Origin of the sequence: Bradyrhizobium sp. C-145, from assembly GCF_023375135.1 — a bacterium.
GTDB lineage: Bacteria > Pseudomonadota > Alphaproteobacteria > Rhizobiales > Xanthobacteraceae > Bradyrhizobium > Bradyrhizobium zhanjiangense.
In genome coordinates this window covers 4,439,101-4,455,288 of sequence record NZ_CP088150.1, presented here as the reverse complement: position 1 = coordinate 4,455,288, position 16,188 = coordinate 4,439,101, and the positions used below count along the sequence as shown (strand labels likewise).

General features: G+C 64.0%; 20 protein-coding genes. 9 read left to right on the top strand and 11 right to left on the bottom strand.

Features of this window, described 5'->3' with window-relative positions:
* Window positions 1-136: 136 nt before the first annotated feature.
* Window positions 137-394 (bottom strand): hypothetical protein, encoded by a 258-nt coding sequence (locus tag LRP30_RS20770; RefSeq protein ID WP_128933644.1) that lies wholly within the window; start codon window positions 392-394, stop codon window positions 137-139.
* Window positions 395-641: 247 nt separating this feature from the next.
* Here LRP30_RS20770 and coaD point away from each other — a divergent pair, with 247 nt between their 5' ends.
* The 5 genes from coaD (at window position 642) to queA (ending at window position 3,814) form a co-directional block, all read left to right on the top strand.
* On the top strand, window positions 642-1,136 hold the full coding sequence (gene coaD / locus LRP30_RS20765; RefSeq protein ID WP_091897761.1) for a pantetheine-phosphate adenylyltransferase: 495 nt from the start codon (window positions 642-644) through the stop codon (window positions 1,134-1,136).
* Between the two features lie 38 nt (window positions 1,137-1,174).
* Window positions 1,175-1,738 carry a peptidylprolyl isomerase gene (locus LRP30_RS20760; RefSeq protein WP_249761519.1) on the top strand — a complete coding sequence of 188 codons (564 nt, stop codon included), beginning with the start codon at window positions 1,175-1,177 and terminating at the stop codon, window positions 1,736-1,738.
* Window positions 1,739-1,747: 9 nt separating this feature from the next.
* Window positions 1,748-2,158: a hypothetical protein gene (locus LRP30_RS20755; RefSeq protein ID WP_249761518.1), complete on the top strand. Its 411-nt coding sequence runs from the start codon at window positions 1,748-1,750 to the stop codon at window positions 2,156-2,158.
* On the top strand, window positions 2,155-2,619 hold the full coding sequence (locus LRP30_RS20750; RefSeq protein ID WP_008563933.1) for a peptidylprolyl isomerase: 465 nt from the start codon (window positions 2,155-2,157) through the stop codon (window positions 2,617-2,619). The genes LRP30_RS20755 and LRP30_RS20750 overlap by 4 nt, the downstream gene beginning before the upstream one ends.
* 121 nt (window positions 2,620-2,740) lie before the next feature.
* On the top strand, window positions 2,741-3,814 hold the full coding sequence (gene queA, locus LRP30_RS20745) for a tRNA preQ1(34) S-adenosylmethionine ribosyltransferase-isomerase QueA (RefSeq protein WP_249761517.1): 1,074 nt from the start codon (window positions 2,741-2,743) through the stop codon (window positions 3,812-3,814).
* Between the two features lie 103 nt (window positions 3,815-3,917).
* On the opposite strand, the gene LRP30_RS20740 is transcribed toward queA, so the two are convergent.
* From LRP30_RS20740 to LRP30_RS20725, 4 genes are all read right to left on the bottom strand, one after another.
* Window positions 3,918-4,955, bottom strand: a complete 1,038-nt coding sequence (locus LRP30_RS20740; RefSeq protein ID WP_128947060.1) for an aspartate-semialdehyde dehydrogenase — start codon at window positions 4,953-4,955, stop codon at window positions 3,918-3,920.
* Between the two features lie 229 nt (window positions 4,956-5,184).
* On the bottom strand, window positions 5,185-5,787 hold the full coding sequence (locus LRP30_RS20735) for a PepSY domain-containing protein (RefSeq protein WP_249761516.1): 603 nt from the start codon (window positions 5,785-5,787) through the stop codon (window positions 5,185-5,187).
* Between the two features lie 252 nt (window positions 5,788-6,039).
* On the bottom strand, window positions 6,040-6,783 hold the full coding sequence (locus LRP30_RS20730) for a TetR/AcrR family transcriptional regulator (protein ID WP_249761800.1): 744 nt from the start codon (window positions 6,781-6,783) through the stop codon (window positions 6,040-6,042).
* Between the two features lie 135 nt (window positions 6,784-6,918).
* The gene (locus LRP30_RS20725) at window positions 6,919-8,097 is read right to left on the bottom strand and encodes a patatin-like phospholipase family protein (RefSeq protein ID WP_249761515.1); all 1,179 of its coding nucleotides are present in this window, start codon (window positions 8,095-8,097) and stop codon (window positions 6,919-6,921) included.
* Between the two features lie 216 nt (window positions 8,098-8,313).
* Between LRP30_RS20725 and tgt the strand changes: the two genes are divergently transcribed.
* Window positions 8,314-9,459 (top strand): tRNA guanosine(34) transglycosylase Tgt, encoded by a 1,146-nt coding sequence (gene tgt, locus LRP30_RS20720; RefSeq protein ID WP_128941139.1) that lies wholly within the window; start codon window positions 8,314-8,316, stop codon window positions 9,457-9,459.
* 3 nt (window positions 9,460-9,462) lie between these two features.
* Here tgt and LRP30_RS20715 read toward each other — a convergent pair whose 3' ends face one another.
* Complete coding sequence (locus LRP30_RS20715) at window positions 9,463-9,681, bottom strand: hypothetical protein (RefSeq protein WP_128933652.1); 219 nt, start codon at window positions 9,679-9,681, stop codon at window positions 9,463-9,465.
* 219 nt (window positions 9,682-9,900) lie between these two features.
* Between LRP30_RS20715 and cysK the strand changes: the two genes are divergently transcribed.
* Window positions 9,901-10,878: a cysteine synthase A gene (cysK, locus tag LRP30_RS20710; protein WP_091897794.1), complete on the top strand. Its 978-nt coding sequence runs from the start codon at window positions 9,901-9,903 to the stop codon at window positions 10,876-10,878.
* Between the two features lie 3 nt (window positions 10,879-10,881).
* Window positions 10,882-11,124 (top strand): BrnA antitoxin family protein, encoded by a 243-nt coding sequence (locus LRP30_RS20705; protein ID WP_249761514.1) that lies wholly within the window; start codon window positions 10,882-10,884, stop codon window positions 11,122-11,124.
* A 208-nt stretch (window positions 11,125-11,332) separates the two neighbouring features.
* Here LRP30_RS20705 and LRP30_RS20700 read toward each other — a convergent pair whose 3' ends face one another.
* Together LRP30_RS20700 and LRP30_RS20695 are read right to left on the bottom strand one after the other, a co-directional pair.
* Window positions 11,333-12,763 carry a caspase family protein gene (locus tag LRP30_RS20700; protein ID WP_249761513.1) on the bottom strand — a complete coding sequence of 477 codons (1,431 nt, stop codon included), beginning with the start codon at window positions 12,761-12,763 and terminating at the stop codon, window positions 11,333-11,335.
* A gap of 202 nt (window positions 12,764-12,965) precedes the next feature.
* Window positions 12,966-13,841, bottom strand: a complete 876-nt coding sequence (locus tag LRP30_RS20695) for a DMT family transporter (protein WP_249761512.1) — start codon at window positions 13,839-13,841, stop codon at window positions 12,966-12,968.
* A gap of 149 nt (window positions 13,842-13,990) precedes the next feature.
* Here LRP30_RS20695 and LRP30_RS20690 point away from each other — a divergent pair, with 149 nt between their 5' ends.
* Window positions 13,991-14,389, top strand: coding sequence for a RidA family protein (locus tag LRP30_RS20690; protein ID WP_128933656.1), 399 nt, complete (start codon window positions 13,991-13,993; stop codon window positions 14,387-14,389).
* Between the two features lie 49 nt (window positions 14,390-14,438).
* On the opposite strand, the gene LRP30_RS20685 is transcribed toward LRP30_RS20690, so the two are convergent.
* The 3 genes from LRP30_RS20685 to LRP30_RS20675 all read right to left on the bottom strand — a co-directional run bounded on the left by LRP30_RS20685 (window position 14,439) and on the right by LRP30_RS20675 (window position 16,039).
* Complete coding sequence (locus LRP30_RS20685) at window positions 14,439-14,984, bottom strand: hypothetical protein (RefSeq protein WP_249761511.1); 546 nt, start codon at window positions 14,982-14,984, stop codon at window positions 14,439-14,441.
* Window positions 14,929-15,279 carry a hypothetical protein gene (locus LRP30_RS20680; protein WP_091897812.1) on the bottom strand — a complete coding sequence of 117 codons (351 nt, stop codon included), beginning with the start codon at window positions 15,277-15,279 and terminating at the stop codon, window positions 14,929-14,931. Before LRP30_RS20680 ends, LRP30_RS20685 begins: the two co-directional genes overlap by 56 nt.
* Window positions 15,280-15,451: 172 nt before the next feature.
* Window positions 15,452-16,039: a formyltransferase family protein gene (locus LRP30_RS20675; protein WP_249761510.1), complete on the bottom strand. Its 588-nt coding sequence runs from the start codon at window positions 16,037-16,039 to the stop codon at window positions 15,452-15,454.
* Window positions 16,040-16,188 lie beyond the last annotated feature (149 nt).

The window sequence follows — 16,188 nt, the reverse complement described above, 5'->3', positions numbered from 1 at the left end:
ACCCCGATGGAAACGCGCCCGGCGGGCCATTCCGACGGGCGCGAGCGTCATGCAGTCTGCGACGAGACGTCGCAAATATCCATGGGGTTGTGTTGGGTCTATAGCGGACTAGCTGACGTGAAACTGACAGATCCGACTACGGGGTCCGATCGGCGGTCACGAGGCGCGCCTCACGGACATCGGCCTTGGTGCCGGCACGGCGCAGGCATGAGGCTTCGAAGTTCGGCCAGGCCTGCTGCGAGCAGTCCTTGCCGATGCTGCGGATGTCGAGCCGGTCGCTCTTGGCCAGCGGCTGCGGCACGCTGGCTTCGACCGTCGGGGCGAAGCCGGGCAGCAGGGTGAGGGCGGCAGCAACACATGCAGAGATGGCGATCGCCGAAAGAGCCTTGATCATTGACAGTCCCCTGTGATGCGGCCGCTGCGCCTTGTGTGCGGCCCGTCATTCGTTGGCTGGATAAGTAACCATGGCCAGTTTCCAGACGTCTTCGCCGGAGCGGGAAATGGTTTCGTTGCTGCGCCGTTTGTTTCGTGGCCGCCCCCAGGACGAAACAATTCGGGGGATTCCGACATGGTTTTGCGGAAAAACCGCCAGGGAACCCGCCCGGCTTGCCGGCCCGGGCCGGGCGCGGTAGGAGGAGGTCATGCCGCGCATCGCCTTCTATCCCGGTTCCTTCGACCCCATCACCAACGGCCATCTGGACGTGGTCCGGCACAGCGTTTCGCTGTGCGACAGGCTGGTTGTCGCGATCGGGGTCCACCCCGGCAAGAAGCCGCTGTTCTCGACCGAGGAGCGGCTGAAGATGCTGCACGACGTCTGCGGGCCGGTGGCGGCCCAGGCCGGTTGCGTGTTCGAAGCGGTGACCTTTGACGATCTGTCGGTCACCTCGGCGCGCAAGCACGGCGCGACCATCATGATCCGGGGCCTGCGCGACGGCAGCGACCTCGATTACGAGATGCAGCTTGCCGGCATGAACGAGGCCATGGCGCCGGAGGTGCATACGGTCTTCCTGCCGGCCTCTCCCATGGTTCGCCCGATCACCGCCACTTTGGTGCGCCAGATCGCCGGCATGGGCGGAGACGTCTCGGCCTTCGTCCCGCCGCTGGTTGCGGCACAGCTCAAGGCAAAATTCGCCTGATAACCGCGCGCTTCCTCCCTCATCTGACCGGAGTTGTCATGATCCGAATTCTCGCAGTTCTTGCCGCGCTTGTGTTCGCGGTGCCGGCGGTGGCGCAGCAATTGCCGGCGAACCTCGACAAGGCCAACGCCATCGTCATCGACAGCACCAAGGGCCGCATCGTCATCAAGCTCAGGACCGACATCGCGCCCCAGCACGCCGAGCGCATCAAGCAGCTCGCACGTGAGGGCTTCTACAACAACGTGCCGTTTCACCGCGTGATGGACGGCTTCATGGCGCAGACCGGCGACGGCCAGAACGGCAACGGCACCGGCGGCTCGAAATATCCGAACCTGAAGCAGGAATTCTCCAAGGTGCATTTTGCACGCGGCATCGTCGGGATGGCGCGGCGCGGTGACAGCGTCGACAGCGCCAACTCGCAGTTCTTCATCATGTTCGCCGACGGCGGCAGCCTCGATAACCAGTACACGGTGATTGGCGAGGTCGTGCAGGGCATGGACGTCGTCGACAAGCTGAAGAAGGCACCGCCCGGCTCGGCCGGCGGCACCGTCACCGATCCCGACAAGATGGTGAAGGTGCAAGTCGCATCCGACATCAAGTAGGAGAGGACGATGGCGCGCCGCGGTGGCAAGCTTGTGCTGGTTGCCGCGATGCTGCTGCTCGTCATCCCCAGTGCGGCCGCCGAAAACGCGCAGGTCAACACCATCCAGGACATTTTCCGGCATCTGCGCACCTGCTGGAAGCCGCCGCCGCCGGCCAAGGCGCGCCCACTCGACATTACCGTCGTCGTGAGCTTTAACCGGGCCGGAAACATTCTGGGCCATCCGCGGATTACCTACGAATCCGCGGAGGCCTCCGACAATGACCGGCTGCAATACCGGATCGCGGTGATGGAAACGTTGCAACGCTGCACGCCGGTGCCATTTACCGATGCAATGGCTGGCGCCGCCGCGGGGCGTCCATTCGCGATCCAGTTCCGCACCCGGAAGACTTCACCCCCAACGCAAGAGAGACGAGTATGAGCGTCACCGAAAACACCCTGATCCTCGAGACCACGCAGGGCCCCGTCACCATCGAGATGCGGCCTGATCTCGCGCCCGGTCATGTCGCGCGCATCAAGGAGCTGGTCCGCGAGGGCTTTTACGACGGCATCGTGTTCCATCGCGTGATCGACGGCTTCATGGCGCAGACCGGCTGCCCGCAGGGCACCGGCACCGGCGGCTCCGGCAAGAAGTTGAAGGCCGAGTTCAACAAGGAGCCGCATGTGCGCGGCACCGCCTCGATGGCGCGCGCCGCCAACCCCGACTCCGGCGACAGCCAGTTCTTCATCTGCTTCGACGACGCCCGCTTCCTCGACAACCAGTACACGGTGTGGGGCAAGGTCACCGAGGGCATGGAGAACGTCGACAAGATCAAGCGCGGCGAGCCCGTGCAGAACCCCGACAAGATCGTCAAGGCGCGGATGGCGGCGGATAAGGAGTAAGCGGATTTGTCGGTGTCATGCCCCGCGCAGGCGGGGCATCCAGTAATCACCAGCGGCGATTACGGCTACGATCGGGGGTACTGGATCGCCCGCCTGCGCGGGCGATGACAAGTTCTGAGACATGCGCACCGACCTCTTCGATTTCGACCTGCCGCCCGAGCGCATCGCGTTGCGCCCGGCGAGCCCGCGCGACTCCGCGAAGATGCTGGTCGTCGAGAATGGCGCGTTGCGCGATCAGACCATTTCCGACCTGCCGCAATGGCTGAAGCCAGGCGACCAGCTCGTCGTCAACGACACCAAGGTGATCGCGGCGCAGCTGAGGGGCCGTCGCATCGGGCGTGAGACCGAGCCGAGGATCGAGGCGACACTGATCAAGCGCCTCGACGGCTCGCGCTGGCAGGCGCTGGTGAAGCCGGCGAAGAAGCTCACAGCCGGCGACCGCATCCGCTTCGGCAATGAAGGCAAGGTCTGCCTGCTCGGCCATCTCGACGCCGAGGTCGAAGCCAAGGGCAGTGAAGGCGAGGTGACGCTATCGTTCTCGTTCCACGGGCCCGCGCTCGACCAGGCCATCGCCGATCTCGGCAGCCCGCCGCTGCCGCCCTATATCGCCTCCAAGCGCACGCCTGACGACCAGGATCTCACCGACTACCAGACTATGTTCGCGGCGAACGAAGGCGCCGTCGCCGCGCCGACGGCTGGGCTGCATTTCACCCCGGCGCTGGAGCAGGCGCTGCGCGACCACGGCGTCGGCATCAACCGGCTCACGCTGCATGTCGGGGCAGGGACCTTCCTGCCGGTCAAGGTGGACGATACCGAAGGCCACAAGATGCACCCCGAGTGGGGCACGATCTCGGCCGAGACGGCAGAGCGGCTCAACACCGCGCGCAAGAATGGCGGCCGCATCATCGCCGTCGGCACCACGTCACTGCGGCTGCTGGAAAGCGCCGCCGCGGAGGACGGCAGCATCCAGCCGTTTGCGGCGGACACGGCGATCTTCATCACCCCCGGCTATCGCTTCCGCGCGGTCGATATCCTGCTGACCAATTTCCATTTGCCGCGGTCGACGCTGTTTATGCTGGTGTCGGCGTTCTCGGGCCTGGAGACGATGAAGCGAGCGTATGCGCACGCCATCGCGACTGGCTACCGGTTTTATTCGTACGGGGATGCATGCTTGTTGTTTCGGGCAGAGCCGTAGCGGTAGGGTGGGCAAAGCGAAGCGTGCCCACCATCTTTCCTGATTGCGCGAGGGAAGTGGTGGGCACGGCGCTTGCGCGCCTTTGCCCACCCTACGATACCGGTTACGCCATCACCCGCTGCGGCAAGAGCTCGGCGATCTGCACCGCGTTGAGTGCCGCGCCCTTCAGGAGCTGATCAGCCGCAACGAACATCGAGATCGAATGGCCGCTGGCGTCGCTGAGATCCTTGCGGATGCGGCCGACCAAGACGTCGTCCTGGCCCGAAGCATCGATCGGCATCGGGAAGTAGTTCTTGGCGCGGTCGTCGACGACCTTGACGCCGGGCGCCTGCGCCATGATGGCGCGGACTTGGTCCTCGGTGATCGGCTTCTCGCATTCGAAGGTGATGGCCTCGCAATGAGCGCGCAGCACCGGCACGCGCACGCAGGTGACGCCGACTGCAATGGTTTCGTCCTCGAAAATCTTGCGGGTCTCCTTGATGACCTTGGTCTCTTCGTCGTTGTAGCCGGTGTCAGGGTCGACCGCCGTGTTGTGGTTGAAGAGGTTGAAGGCGTAGGGGTGCGGCATCACCTTGGGCGTATAGACCTGCCCATTGAGATTGGCGCGGGTGGATTCGACCAGCTCCTCCATCGCCGCAGCCCCGGCGCCGCTGGCCGCCTGGTAGGTCGCGATGATGACGCGCTTGATGCGGTTCTTCTGGTGGATCGGCCACAGCGGCACCAGCGCGGTGATCGCGGCGCAGTTCGGGTTGGCGATGATGCCCTTGTGATCGCGGATGCGGTTCGCGTTGATCTCGGGGATCACCAGCGGCACGTTCGGGTCCATGCGGAAGGCGGAAGAGTTGTCGACCACGACCGCGCCGGCCTTGACCGCGATCGGTGCGAACTTCTTGGAGATGCTGCCGCCGGCGGAGAACAGGGCGATGTCGACGCCCTCGAAGGAACGCTCGGTCAATTCCTCGATGACGACCTGTTGCCCGCGGAACGACACCGTCTTGCCGGCCGAGCGGGCGCTGGCCAGCGCCTTGAGCTTACCGACGCGAAAGCCGCGCTTGTCCATGGTGGCGATGAATTCGGCGCCCACCGCACCGGTGACGCCGACAATCGCGACGACGGGATCGTTACTCACTTTGTCCTCCATTTGCATTGAGAATTTAGACAACAAAAAAGCCCCGGACCATCGAGGGCGGGGCTTCGGTAGAGCTGATGCGTTTAAGTCGACGACCTACGCGCGCACGCCTCCCCGGGCCCCTGAGGCCGTGGTGGTTTTGGTCGTGCGTTTGGTGGTCGTGAACATGGCGGCGACTTATGCGGGAGAGTCTTGCAGCCGTCAATGGCTTTTCGCCTCCGGTCGATGCCGGGGCCCGTCGCTATTTGGCCCGTGCGCCCGGCGGCTCCAGGATGACTTCCTTGAGGTCGTCGCCACTGATCACGACAATCGCGAAATTGAGCCGGCCGCGTTCGCGCACCAGCCCGCCGCTGATCGCCTTGCCCGAGGCCGCGCGTTCGGCGACGCGCACGGCATCCGCGAGGCGGTGCCTGATCGCACCGAGCGCTGCGAGGTTGCTGCGGTCCTCAAGGTCGAGCTCGGCGAGGGGGAGGGCGGCTTCGCCGCCGACGAGCTCGCCGGTCGAAGCATTGATGGTGTGGCGCCAGATCCGGTCATTGTGCAGGGTCTTCACGCGGTAGACCGGCACACCGGAGGCTCCGTCAAAACTCACATCCGCCGTCGTGGCGCCGGCGTGCCGGCCTTCCGCGATTGCCATGGCCTGGCTGATCGAGATCGACGAGCTGCGGAAGCGCTCGATCTCGCGGCTGACCGCCTGGCGGTCCGCTTCGGCATCACTATCTGTGTCGCTGTGAAGCGCGGTCGGCGTGCCTGCGGTCACAATCGCCTGTGCCGGTGCGGCGAGGAGCAGCGCGGGCAAGGCGATCGCAAGCAGTTGCGAGGTCCATCGTTTGGCTGTCGTCATGCTCGAAACCCTCGGCCAGCGAGTGTGCCGGATGATCGTAAAGAATTCGCGGCCGACCTTGGGCATCGGTCGGCCGCGGAACGCCGCACCGGGCTGTACCCGGCACGACGATCGAAGCGGGACGGACCTCTTTGGGGCTGGTGAAAAAAGCGGTCCGCCTCACCTTGTAACTAAACCATACCGTATCGTTTTATTTTGGTCAATGGCGAGGCCGTGTTTCCCCGGGGGATAGATCGCGCGCTCACGGAATTGTCAGCGGGACGGGCGCCGCTGCGTGCTCTTTGCGGCGCTCTGGATGCGGTCGGCAGGTCCCAGAGCGCCGGCCAGGAACAGCTTGATCGCCGCCCGCATCCGCTTTTCCGCGGCCTTCATCTCCAGCGCCGTTCCGAACGTCGCCATGCGGTGGGTGTGACCGACGACGACGTCGAGAAACACCTCGGCTGCAATGGTGGTGTCTTCGACATCGAGTGCGCCTTGTGCCACCAGGTGGTCGAAGAAGCGCGCCGTGGTGGCGACGGCCTTGAGCCAGCCCTCCTCCTTGCCGAGCTTGGCGACGTCGGGGAAGTTGATGGCCTGTGACGTCATCATGCGGCTGAAGGCGACGGCGTCGGGACCGCAGGTGAATGTGAGCATCTCGCGTCCGATCTCGACCAGACGCTGCTCCACCGAGATGTTCGCGGGGCTGGAGAGCTGCGTCTCCGCGGCCGCCGACAGCGGCGCGAGCCAGCGCGCGATCTCGCGCCTCAGCACGGCCGCAAACAAGCCGCGCTTGTCGCCATAGCGGGAATAAACGGTGGGCTTGCTCACCCGGGCCGCTTCCGCGACGGCGTCGAGCGAGGTTGCATCGAAGCCGCGATCCAGGAACAGGCGGGTAGCGACCTCGATCAGCCGCTGGTCGCGCTCGATCGCGGCGGTTTTCGTCGGCCGGCCGCCGCGCGATTTCGGCACCTCGCGCCGTGGCGAGGCGGTTCTTGTCTTGGTCGCAGTCAATCCCATGCCCAATGATTCCTGCGCGGTCGTGATATCAGTCATTCGCTCTATATCGCGCGGGAGCGGGGGCGTCATCGCGAATCTGGCCGAATTGGCCGTATCGTCAACGGTTTCCGTATGGCCTCGTTCCGTCACGAGGAATCACGGAAGCGTCGATGTCCAGGCCTGGCCGGACGCCGCCTTGTCATATCCGTACTGATACAGCGCCCGCATATAGGCAGTATCGAACCCTTCCGAGGGCGCCGCCGGATAGTCGCGCGCGATGTAGGAGAGATGGAAGCCCAGGCGGTTGCGCTTGGCGAAATCATAGGTCGAGAAGATGATCGAGCGCGTCTGCGACTGGGTGATCGACGACAGGCTGCGCGAGGCGACGTCGATGGTACTGTTGGAGACCAGCTCGAAATTGCGTTCGATCTTCTTGTTGACGAGGATGTAGATGTCCATCCTCGCGTTGCCCGGCAGGCGGCTGCCCTGGAAGATCAGGGCTTCCGGCAGCGTCAGCACCGGCGCCGTCACGCCGCCATCGACATGCATCTCCTGAAACCTGCGGCCCTGGCCTTCGGCGTCGATCATGATCGGCGGAAACACCAGGGGAATGCTGGCGGAAGCCGCCATCACGTCGCGAAACAGTTTTAGCGCCTCGGGCGTTCCGACCGCGGCGATCTTGCCCATGTCCCAGATCGCGGTCCGCTGGGTGTCGAGATCGGTCGTCACCACCAATAGCTTCCGGCCCTTGGCATTTTCGCGCGCGACTTGCGCCATGATCTCGGGCCCGACATAGCGGGCGACGAGCTCGCGCAGCCGCGTGTTGCCGAACAGGCCGGATCCGAACAGCACCCGCATGATGCTGGGATCGTTCAGCAGACTCTCCGCGATGCCGCTGGTGTAGACCTCCCTCAGCGTGTCGTCATATTGCGAGCCGAGGAACGCAAACGGCGCGATCAGGCCGCCTGTGCTGACACCCGAGACGACCGAGAAGGTGGGACGGGTTCTGGCTGCGGTCCAGCCGTTCAGCACGCCGACGCCATAGGCGCCGTCGGCACCGCCGCCGGATAGCGCCAGATAGGTTTTGGTCGCGGTGTCCTTCTCGAAGCTGAATTTCGTGACGGGCTCGTTGGCGTAGCGCCGGAGGCCGTCGATATCGAGCACACGCGATGTGCTGGCTTCAGCGGCCGTATAGGGCGTGCGGGGCAGGGACGTGCAGGCACCGAGCGCCAGGCTGCACGTCAGGACCAGGACTCCGGCCAGGCGGGCGCCTATCCGCCTTATCCAGCCCTGCGAGAGGCCGGGAATATCGGTCGAACTTGAAGGGAGGGGCATCGTCGGTGGCTGGCGATCACGCTTATACCGCCGCCGGCAAATTCGCCGCGGCAATCTCGTCCAGCCCCCAAGATAAAACTACACGGTATCGTTTTGTTTAACAAGAGCAAGGGCACCAATATCCGCTCCAATTGTGTCCCAGTCTGAGGCACAAGCCAGCCTTGGCGTGGTTCGCGCGGGTTGATCGGCCTTCTCCGACACGCAATAAGCACCGCCATGAATCCCGACAATGATCTTCCAAATCACTTTGAATTGCTCGCCACCGATGGCGCCGCGCGCACCGGGCGCCTGACCACGCCGCATGGCGTGGTCAGGACGCCGGCGTTCATGCCGGTCGGCACCGCGGGCGCCATGAAGGGCATGCACTGGCGCGAGGTGCGCGACGCCGGCGCCGATATCGTGCTCGGCAACACCTACCATCTGATGCTGCGCCCCGGGGCCGAGCGGATTGCGGCGCTTGGTGGCTTGCAGACATTCACCGGTTGGAACGGGCCGATGCTGACGGATTCCGGCGGCTTCCAGGTGATGTCGCTGGCGGATCTGCGCAAGGTCAGCGAGCACGCCGTCACCTTCCGCTCGCATATCGACGGCGCCAAGGTCGAGCTGTCGCCGGAGCGCTCGATCGAGGTGCAGCGCTTCCTCGGCTCCGATATCGCCATGCAGATGGACGAATGCGTGCGGCTACCGGCTGAGCGTGACGACATCGAGCGGGCGATGCACCTGTCGCTGCGTTGGGCCGAGCGCAGCAAGCGGGCCTTCGCGAGCGCGCCCGCCGGTTACATGCTGTTCGGCATCGTGCAGGGTGGCGACGTACCGCAGCTTCGCCATGCCAGCGCGCAAGGGCTGGTCGAGATCGGCTTCCACGGCTATGCGATCGGCGGCCTTGCCGTCGGCGAGCCGCAGGCGGTGATGCTGGCGATGATTGACGAGACCGCACCATTGCTGCCGAGAGAGCGGCCGCGTTACCTCATGGGCGTCGGCACGCCCGACGACATCCTCGAGGCAGTCAAGCGCGGCGTCGACATGTTCGATTGCGTGATGCCAACCCGCAATGGCCGTCACGGCGTCGCCTTCACGCGCTTCGGCCAGGTCAATTTGCGCAACGCGCGCCACGCCGACGATCCGCGTCCGCTCGATGAAGAGAGCTCATGGCCGTCGACGCGGAGCTGCGCGCGCGCCTATCTGCATCATCTCGTCAAGGCGGGCGAGACGCTGGGGGCGATGCTGCTGTCCGAGATCAATGTCGCCTATTACCAATCCCTGATGCAGGGCATCAGGGACGCGGTCGCACAGGGAAGGTTCGAGGAGTTCTATCAGCGTACGCGCGAGGACTGGACGAGGGGCGACATAGCCCCGCGCTAGATATTAATTGCAGACGAAGCGCTGCTTGACGGCATGCTTGGTCACGAAGCCATAGCCGCAATTGTCACAGGTCCAGAGATAGCTGATCACGTGGTCGGAGATGTAGGCAGATGCTTCGGCGGCGACCATGGAGTCGGCGCAGACCGGACAGGTAGGCAACTCGCTGCAACGCGGATAGCGGTTCAGCGCGACGGTCGACAACACTTCAGCAACTGCTGACATCGTGGTGACCTCCCTGCTTTGAGACCTAAGTCTAACATAAGGAGAATCAGTTGACGAGGTCGCAACACAAATGCGTTGGTTTTCTGATATTTGCAGCTCATGCGATTTTGCGATGCAGCGTATTTAACATGTGCCGCATTGTCGCTTGCGTGTCGCTGCAAGCTGTCCGTAACTGCGCGAGACTGTGAAAGCGCAGATTGTTGCCACAGGGAGTTCATCATGGACGCGTCGTCCAAGACGGGTGCAGCGCACCAACCCGGCCGCGGCCGGATCTATGACTCGATCGTCGAGGCTTTTGGCGACACGCCGATCGTGCGGTTGCAACGACTGCCCGGCATGCACGGCGTGAACGCGACCATTTTGGCAAAACTTGAATATTTCAATCCGGCCGCGAGCGTGAAAGACCGCATCGGTGCGGCCATGATCATCGCCATGGAGAAGGCGGGCATCATCAAACCCGACACCGTGCTGATCGAGCCGACCTCCGGCAATACCGGAATCGCGCTTGCCTTCGTCGCGGCCTCGCGCGGCTACCGGCTCAAACTGGTGATGCCGGAGTCGATGTCGATCGAGCGGCGCAAGATGTTGGCCTTTCTCGGTGCGGAACTGGTGCTGACGCCGGCAGCCCAAGGCATGAACGGCGCCATTGCCGCCGCGGAAGAACTGTTGAAGACGACGCCGAACTCGGTGATGCCGCAGCAGTTCAAGAATCTCGCCAACCCCGAGGTGCACCGCCGCACCACGGCGGAAGAGATCTGGAATGACACGGCCGGCAACATCGATGTCTTCGTCGCCGGTGTCGGCACCGGAGGCACCATCACAGGTGTCGGCCAGGTGCTGAAGCCGCGCAAACCTTCCTTGCGGGTGGTGGCGGTCGAGCCGGAGGAGAGCCCGGTGCTCTCGGGCGGCCAGCACACCCCGCACAAGATCCAGGGCATCGGCGCCGGCTTCGTTCCCGACATCCTCGATCGCTCCGTGATCGACGAGATCGTGAAGATCAATTCGACGACGGCAATCGAGGCCTCGCGCGCGCTGGCGCGGCATGAGGGCATTCCGGGCGGCATCTCTTCGGGCGCCGCGATCGCGGCCGCGCTTCAGATCGGCAAGCGCCCCGAAGCTGCGGGAAAAACCATCCTGGCGGTGGTGCCGTCCTTCTCCGAGCGGTATCTTTCCACGGCTCTATTTGAGGGAATCTAGGACATGGCGGATCAACCGAGGCGGCCGCGTACGCTGGGCGATGCCAGAACGGAAGCCGAGGCGGCATTCAAGAAGGTGACGGCCAAGGTCGCCGTGGCGCCGCCCAAGCAAACCGCCATTCCCGGCATCAAGGAGCAGGTCACGCTGCGTATCGACCAGGACGTGCTGGAATTCTTCCAGGAGGGCGGGCCGGGTTGGCAGGACCGCATCAACGAAGCGCTGCGGAAGGCTGCGGGGAAGTCGTAGCCAACGTCGTCATTGCGAGCCAACGGGTCCGCGCGAAGCGCGGCCCGATGACAGGCTCCGCGACGCGATCCAGAATCTTTCCACGGTGACAGCCTGGATTGCTTCGTCGCAAGGGCTCCTCGCAATGACGGAGCATGCTGCGACACCGTCGTGCCAAAGAAAAAGCCCGGCGCGAGCCGGGCTTTTGTTTTGAAACTGCGGTCCTGCCTCAGCGGCGGAACATGCCGCCCATCATACCGCCGACGACGCCACCCACGAAGGCCGCGCCGGCAGCATCGCCGGGGTTGCTACGCTGGGGAGCCGGTGCTGGCGCGCTGCTGGGTGGCGGGGCGCTGGCGCGCCGAGCCGCTTTCTGGCCGTTATCGCTGGCGGTCGGCGGTGCGGCCACGATCTCCGAGAGCAGGGCCTTGTGCTGGTGCTTATTAAGGTAGCCGGACGAAGGATAGCCGCGCGCTGCTTGCCAGCGCTTGAGCACGGAGCGGGTCTCGTCGCTGAACACGCCGGTCTGCTTGGTGTCGAAGCCGAGGCCGGTGAGGCGACGCTGCACGTCGCGGCGCTGGTTCTTGTCGAGGCCGATCTGGTCTTCGGTGAGCTGAGTGGCCTCGTCGGTAAAGGTCGCGGGATCGATACCAGCGTTGAGCGTACGGGTCGCGGTCGAGGGGCCGCTCTTGATCGCGGCAAGGCGTGCCAGCGCCAGCGCCTTGAACTGACCGTTCGGATAGGCGGCGAGATAGGCGTTAAGCTCTTCCGGCTTGTTGGACTCCTTCACCGAGCGCCAATATTCGAGCTCGACACCGTCCGAACCGCCGCCGGTTGCCGCCGGCACGGTGCCGGCCGCGGTCGGCGCCGCGATGGCAACTTGCGTTGCCGGGGCCTGGTTGAGGTAGACCGAGCCGGTCAGGTTGGTGTGACCCCACGGCAGTTGGCCCTTGCGGGTCTCTTCATTGACCTGGGCGCGCACCGACGTCATCGCCTGCTGAATCTCGACGCCGGGCTTGGTGATGTTGTCGATCAGCGCACGGGTGAACGGGCTGTTGTTGCCCTCCTGACCGTCGAGCGCGGTCTGGCCAGGGCCGGTGGCGAACGCGATCAGCGTGCCTTCGCCGGACTTCATCTCGGCGAGACCGCTTTGGACGTTGACGCTGCGGGTCGCCGAGTTCGACTTGATCTTGGCGGCGAACGGATTGTCGCGGCAGGCATCGAGGAAGACGAGCTTGACCTTGGCGTCGCCCATGGTCTGCTCGAGCGTCAGGTCGATGTTGATGGCGGCCCCCAGCTTGACGTCCATCTCCGACTTGATGTCGGCGTCGACAGGCAGGAGATAGTTGGTCCCGCTGACGGCAATGCCGTGGCCGGCATAATAGAACAGCGCGATGTCGGAGCCCTGCGCCTTGCGGCCGAAATCGAGCAGCTTCTCCGTCATCTGGTCGCGGCTGAGATTGGACCCTTCGATCACCTCGAAGCCGACATTGCGCAGCGTCGCCGCCATCGCCTTGGCGTCGATCGGCGGGTTCGGCAATTGCGCGACGTTCTTGTAGGAGCCGTTGCCGACGACGAAGGCGACGCGGCGGTCAGCCTTCGCAGCACTGATCGACAGTGCCATGCACATCAGCGAAGCGAGGAGGGTGAGATAGCGCATTCTGAAATCCCCCAGAATCGAATTGCAGGCAGCAACAAATTAGCAACGAACCTACACGAAGTGCCCGACTTCGCGCCACCAAAACGGCGGTCCGCTGCGTTCAACCCGCTGCTGTGTGGCCGAATGTGCACGATGGAATCCTTCTCCAACGTGATCCAAATCACACGGCCACTTCGTTTTGTCGCGCGAGGCGGCGCGAGGTTCACCGCGCGCGGGCTGGAACCAGTGATGGCGGCCTTAAATTGAGGAGATTACCGCACAGGATCAGCGCCGCGCCCAGTACGGTCAAGGTGTCGAGACGCTCCGAATACAACAGCCAGCCGACGGTTGCCGTGAGCGGAACCCGCAGGAAGTCCATCGGCACCACGATGGTCGCATCCGCGTACCGGAGCGCGCTGGCGAGGCAGTAGTGCGAAAATGTGCCGCAGACCCCGATGACGAAGAGCCAACCCCACATGGAGGCCGACGGCCAAGTCCAGACGTAGAGCGTAGGTAGCAGGCCGACGACCATCTGTACGACGATCATCCAGAACAGGATCGACAATGCGCTTTCGGTCCGGGTCAGCGACTTCGCCAATATCATGGAGATGCTGAAGCCAATCGCGGCCCCAAGCGCGATCAGCTGGCCCGGATTGATCTCGCCGGTGGCGGGCCGCACGATCATGACGACGCCGACGATGCCGAGTACGACGGCGGCGATCTTCCAGACGGTCATGCGCTCGGACAGGAAAGTTGCGGCCAGCAGTGCCGTCCAGATCGGCATGGTGAATTCGATTGCGACGACCTGGCCGATACCGATCAGCGCCAGCGCGTAGAACCAGCCGAGCTGCGCGAAATAGTGGACTCCGTTGCGCGCGAGGTGCTGCGGCAGGCGTTTGGTCGCGACGGCCTTGAAGCCGCCGGCGCGGTAGATGATCGGCAGAAGCAGAAACAACCCGATCACAGATCGCACTTCCATGATTTGGAAGACGTTTAGCTCGCTCGTGGTCTCGCGGCCGGCAACCGCCATGACCAGCATCAGCGCTAGCCAGCCGGCCATCCAAAGTGCAGCCATCGATTTGGACGGTGTCGCGGTCATAGGTGTGAGTGCGGGAAATCGTACGTGAGGGGAAAGCCGGTATCAGCGACATCGCTGCCGTTTGCAACGGTCAAATCTGCGGATGCAGCGATGCAGCTCGGTGTGCTAAGGCGTCAGCGAACAACGAGAAAATCGGGAGGTCTTCGCTCATGCGCATCTTGCAGCCGGCCGAGTGGAAAAAACCGCGCGGCTTTTCCCATGGCGTGGTGGTCGACGGGCCGGGGCGTTGGGTGGTGCTGGCCGGGCAGACCGGCGGCGACGAGAGCGGCAACTATGCGCCCGACATGGCGGCGCAAGTTGCGACCGCGCTGAAGCGGATCATCAAGCTTCTGGGCGAGGCCGGCGCGGGCCCCGAGCACATCGTCCGCCTGACCTGGTACCTGACCAGCCGCAGCGAGTATGAGGCCGCCGGGGCCGGCATCGGCGCGGCCTGGAAGGAAACGCTGGGACGCAATTTCCCGCCCTCGACGCTGCTCTACATCGGCGGTCTCGTGGACGAGCGGGCCAAGGTCGAGATCGAGGTCACGGCGTTCGTGCCGAATGCATAAAAAAGACCCGGCGAGGTCGCCGGGTCGATGGTCTTGAAACTGATCTGGCTCAGCGCGTCATCGAGATGTTGGCGCCGCGGAATTGGCTGTCGGCGCGCAGCGTGACGGTCTGCTTGTTGCCGCTCGTCCTCAACGCGATATTGGCGTTGAAGCCGGCGGCGGAGGCGACCACCTCGAAATTTCCGCCACCGCCGCGGCCCTGGAGCGAGCCGCTAATATTGCGGCTGGCCTCGGACCAGTTGCCGGTGATGGCGCTGCCCTCTGCCTTGACGCTGGCCCCGAGATTGAACTTGTAGGCGTCGCTGGCGCAGGTCAGCGACATTTCCATGGTCGGACCGATCGGGGCGTATTTGGCCCGGCAGCGGATCCGCTCGGTCGAGCCGTCATCGAGGATGACAGTACCGCCGCCGCTCCAGCTGCCTGCCATCGGGGCAAACGGGCCGGCCTGGGCTTTGCTTTCAGTGTGGGCAATAGCCGCCGCAAACAAAACGGCGGCCGCGATCAGCAGCCGCCGGCCTCTAGCGCGAGCCTCAGTTGGTTTATTGGCGCGATGCTTCCCACCGCCCGCTGCATGGTATGCCTGCAGATGCTCCATTCCACTTCCCCGATCCGGCGTTGCCGTTGAGTTGACCGTTGGCATATGCACCATTGATCGAAACTTTCACAAGTCCCTCACGGCCGATGGTGCCGGAAACGTTAGCGCCGGGCGCGGTGATCTTGCCGTCGGCAACCGTCAGCATGGAGCTTGCGGTCGGTTCGCAGGAGCCGCTCTTGGTCACGATCGTGACCTGCCAATTGCCGTCATAGGGACCCTGGGCGAAGGCGGGAGCGGCGAGGGTGCCGGCGAAAACTGAGGCGGCACAGAACACCGCAATGCGACCAAAACGCATGAATTCCGTCCTTGAACTTGTCTGATATGCTGACGTTTATTCGGACGAAATGTGACGGAAATTTGTTGCAATGCCAAATCGAAAATTGTTCCTGTGGGAACAATGGTTTATTTGGGTTCTTGGCTCCGATTTTCGAAGCAGAATCAACGCGGGTTCACGTTAAGGGTAAACGTCAGGAGAGACTCGGCGCCGAGGTCGCGAACTGCTCGTCCTGAACTTTGGCCGGCAGCGCCTTGTGAACCTTGATGTAGTCGATCACGTCGGCCAGCAGCTTAAGGCCGAGAGGCGCCAACGCGCGCTCCCAGAGCTCCCGCGCCGTCTCGCCCTTCTTGACGAAGCACCAGTCCTGGGCGGCGATGGCGCCCGCGTCCATGCGGTCGGCGAGGTGGTAGATCGTGCCGCCGGCGACCGGATCGCCTTCCTTGATGGTCCATTCCACGGCCGCCTTGCCGCGGTGGCGCGGCAATAGCGAAGGGTGATAGCCGATCCCGCCATACTTGGCGGCGGCGAGCGCGTCCTTGCCGATCCGGGCGTGGCTATGCGCCGTGATGATCAGATCCGTATCGAGGCCAATCTCGGAGGCCACCACCAGCTTTGGATTGGCCTGGACCACCGCCTCGATGCCGGCCGCCCTGGCGGCCGCTGCAAGGCGATCCTCGGCATCCGCCACCACGACCCGCACGATCGAGACACTGTGCTCCCGGAGCATGTTCAGGGTGGTCACGCCGAAATGGCGGGAGCCGACGAGGGTAATGCGCATGGATGTCCGATCTGTCTCGCAGCTGCGTCATCCCCCGATATCACGTCCGGACGTCCTGTCACCACCCGCGCTGCGTTTGCGCGGGTTATCAACAATGCACAGCGCATCACGAAATCATCTGATGGTAATACGTTCTCAACCAGCCTGGC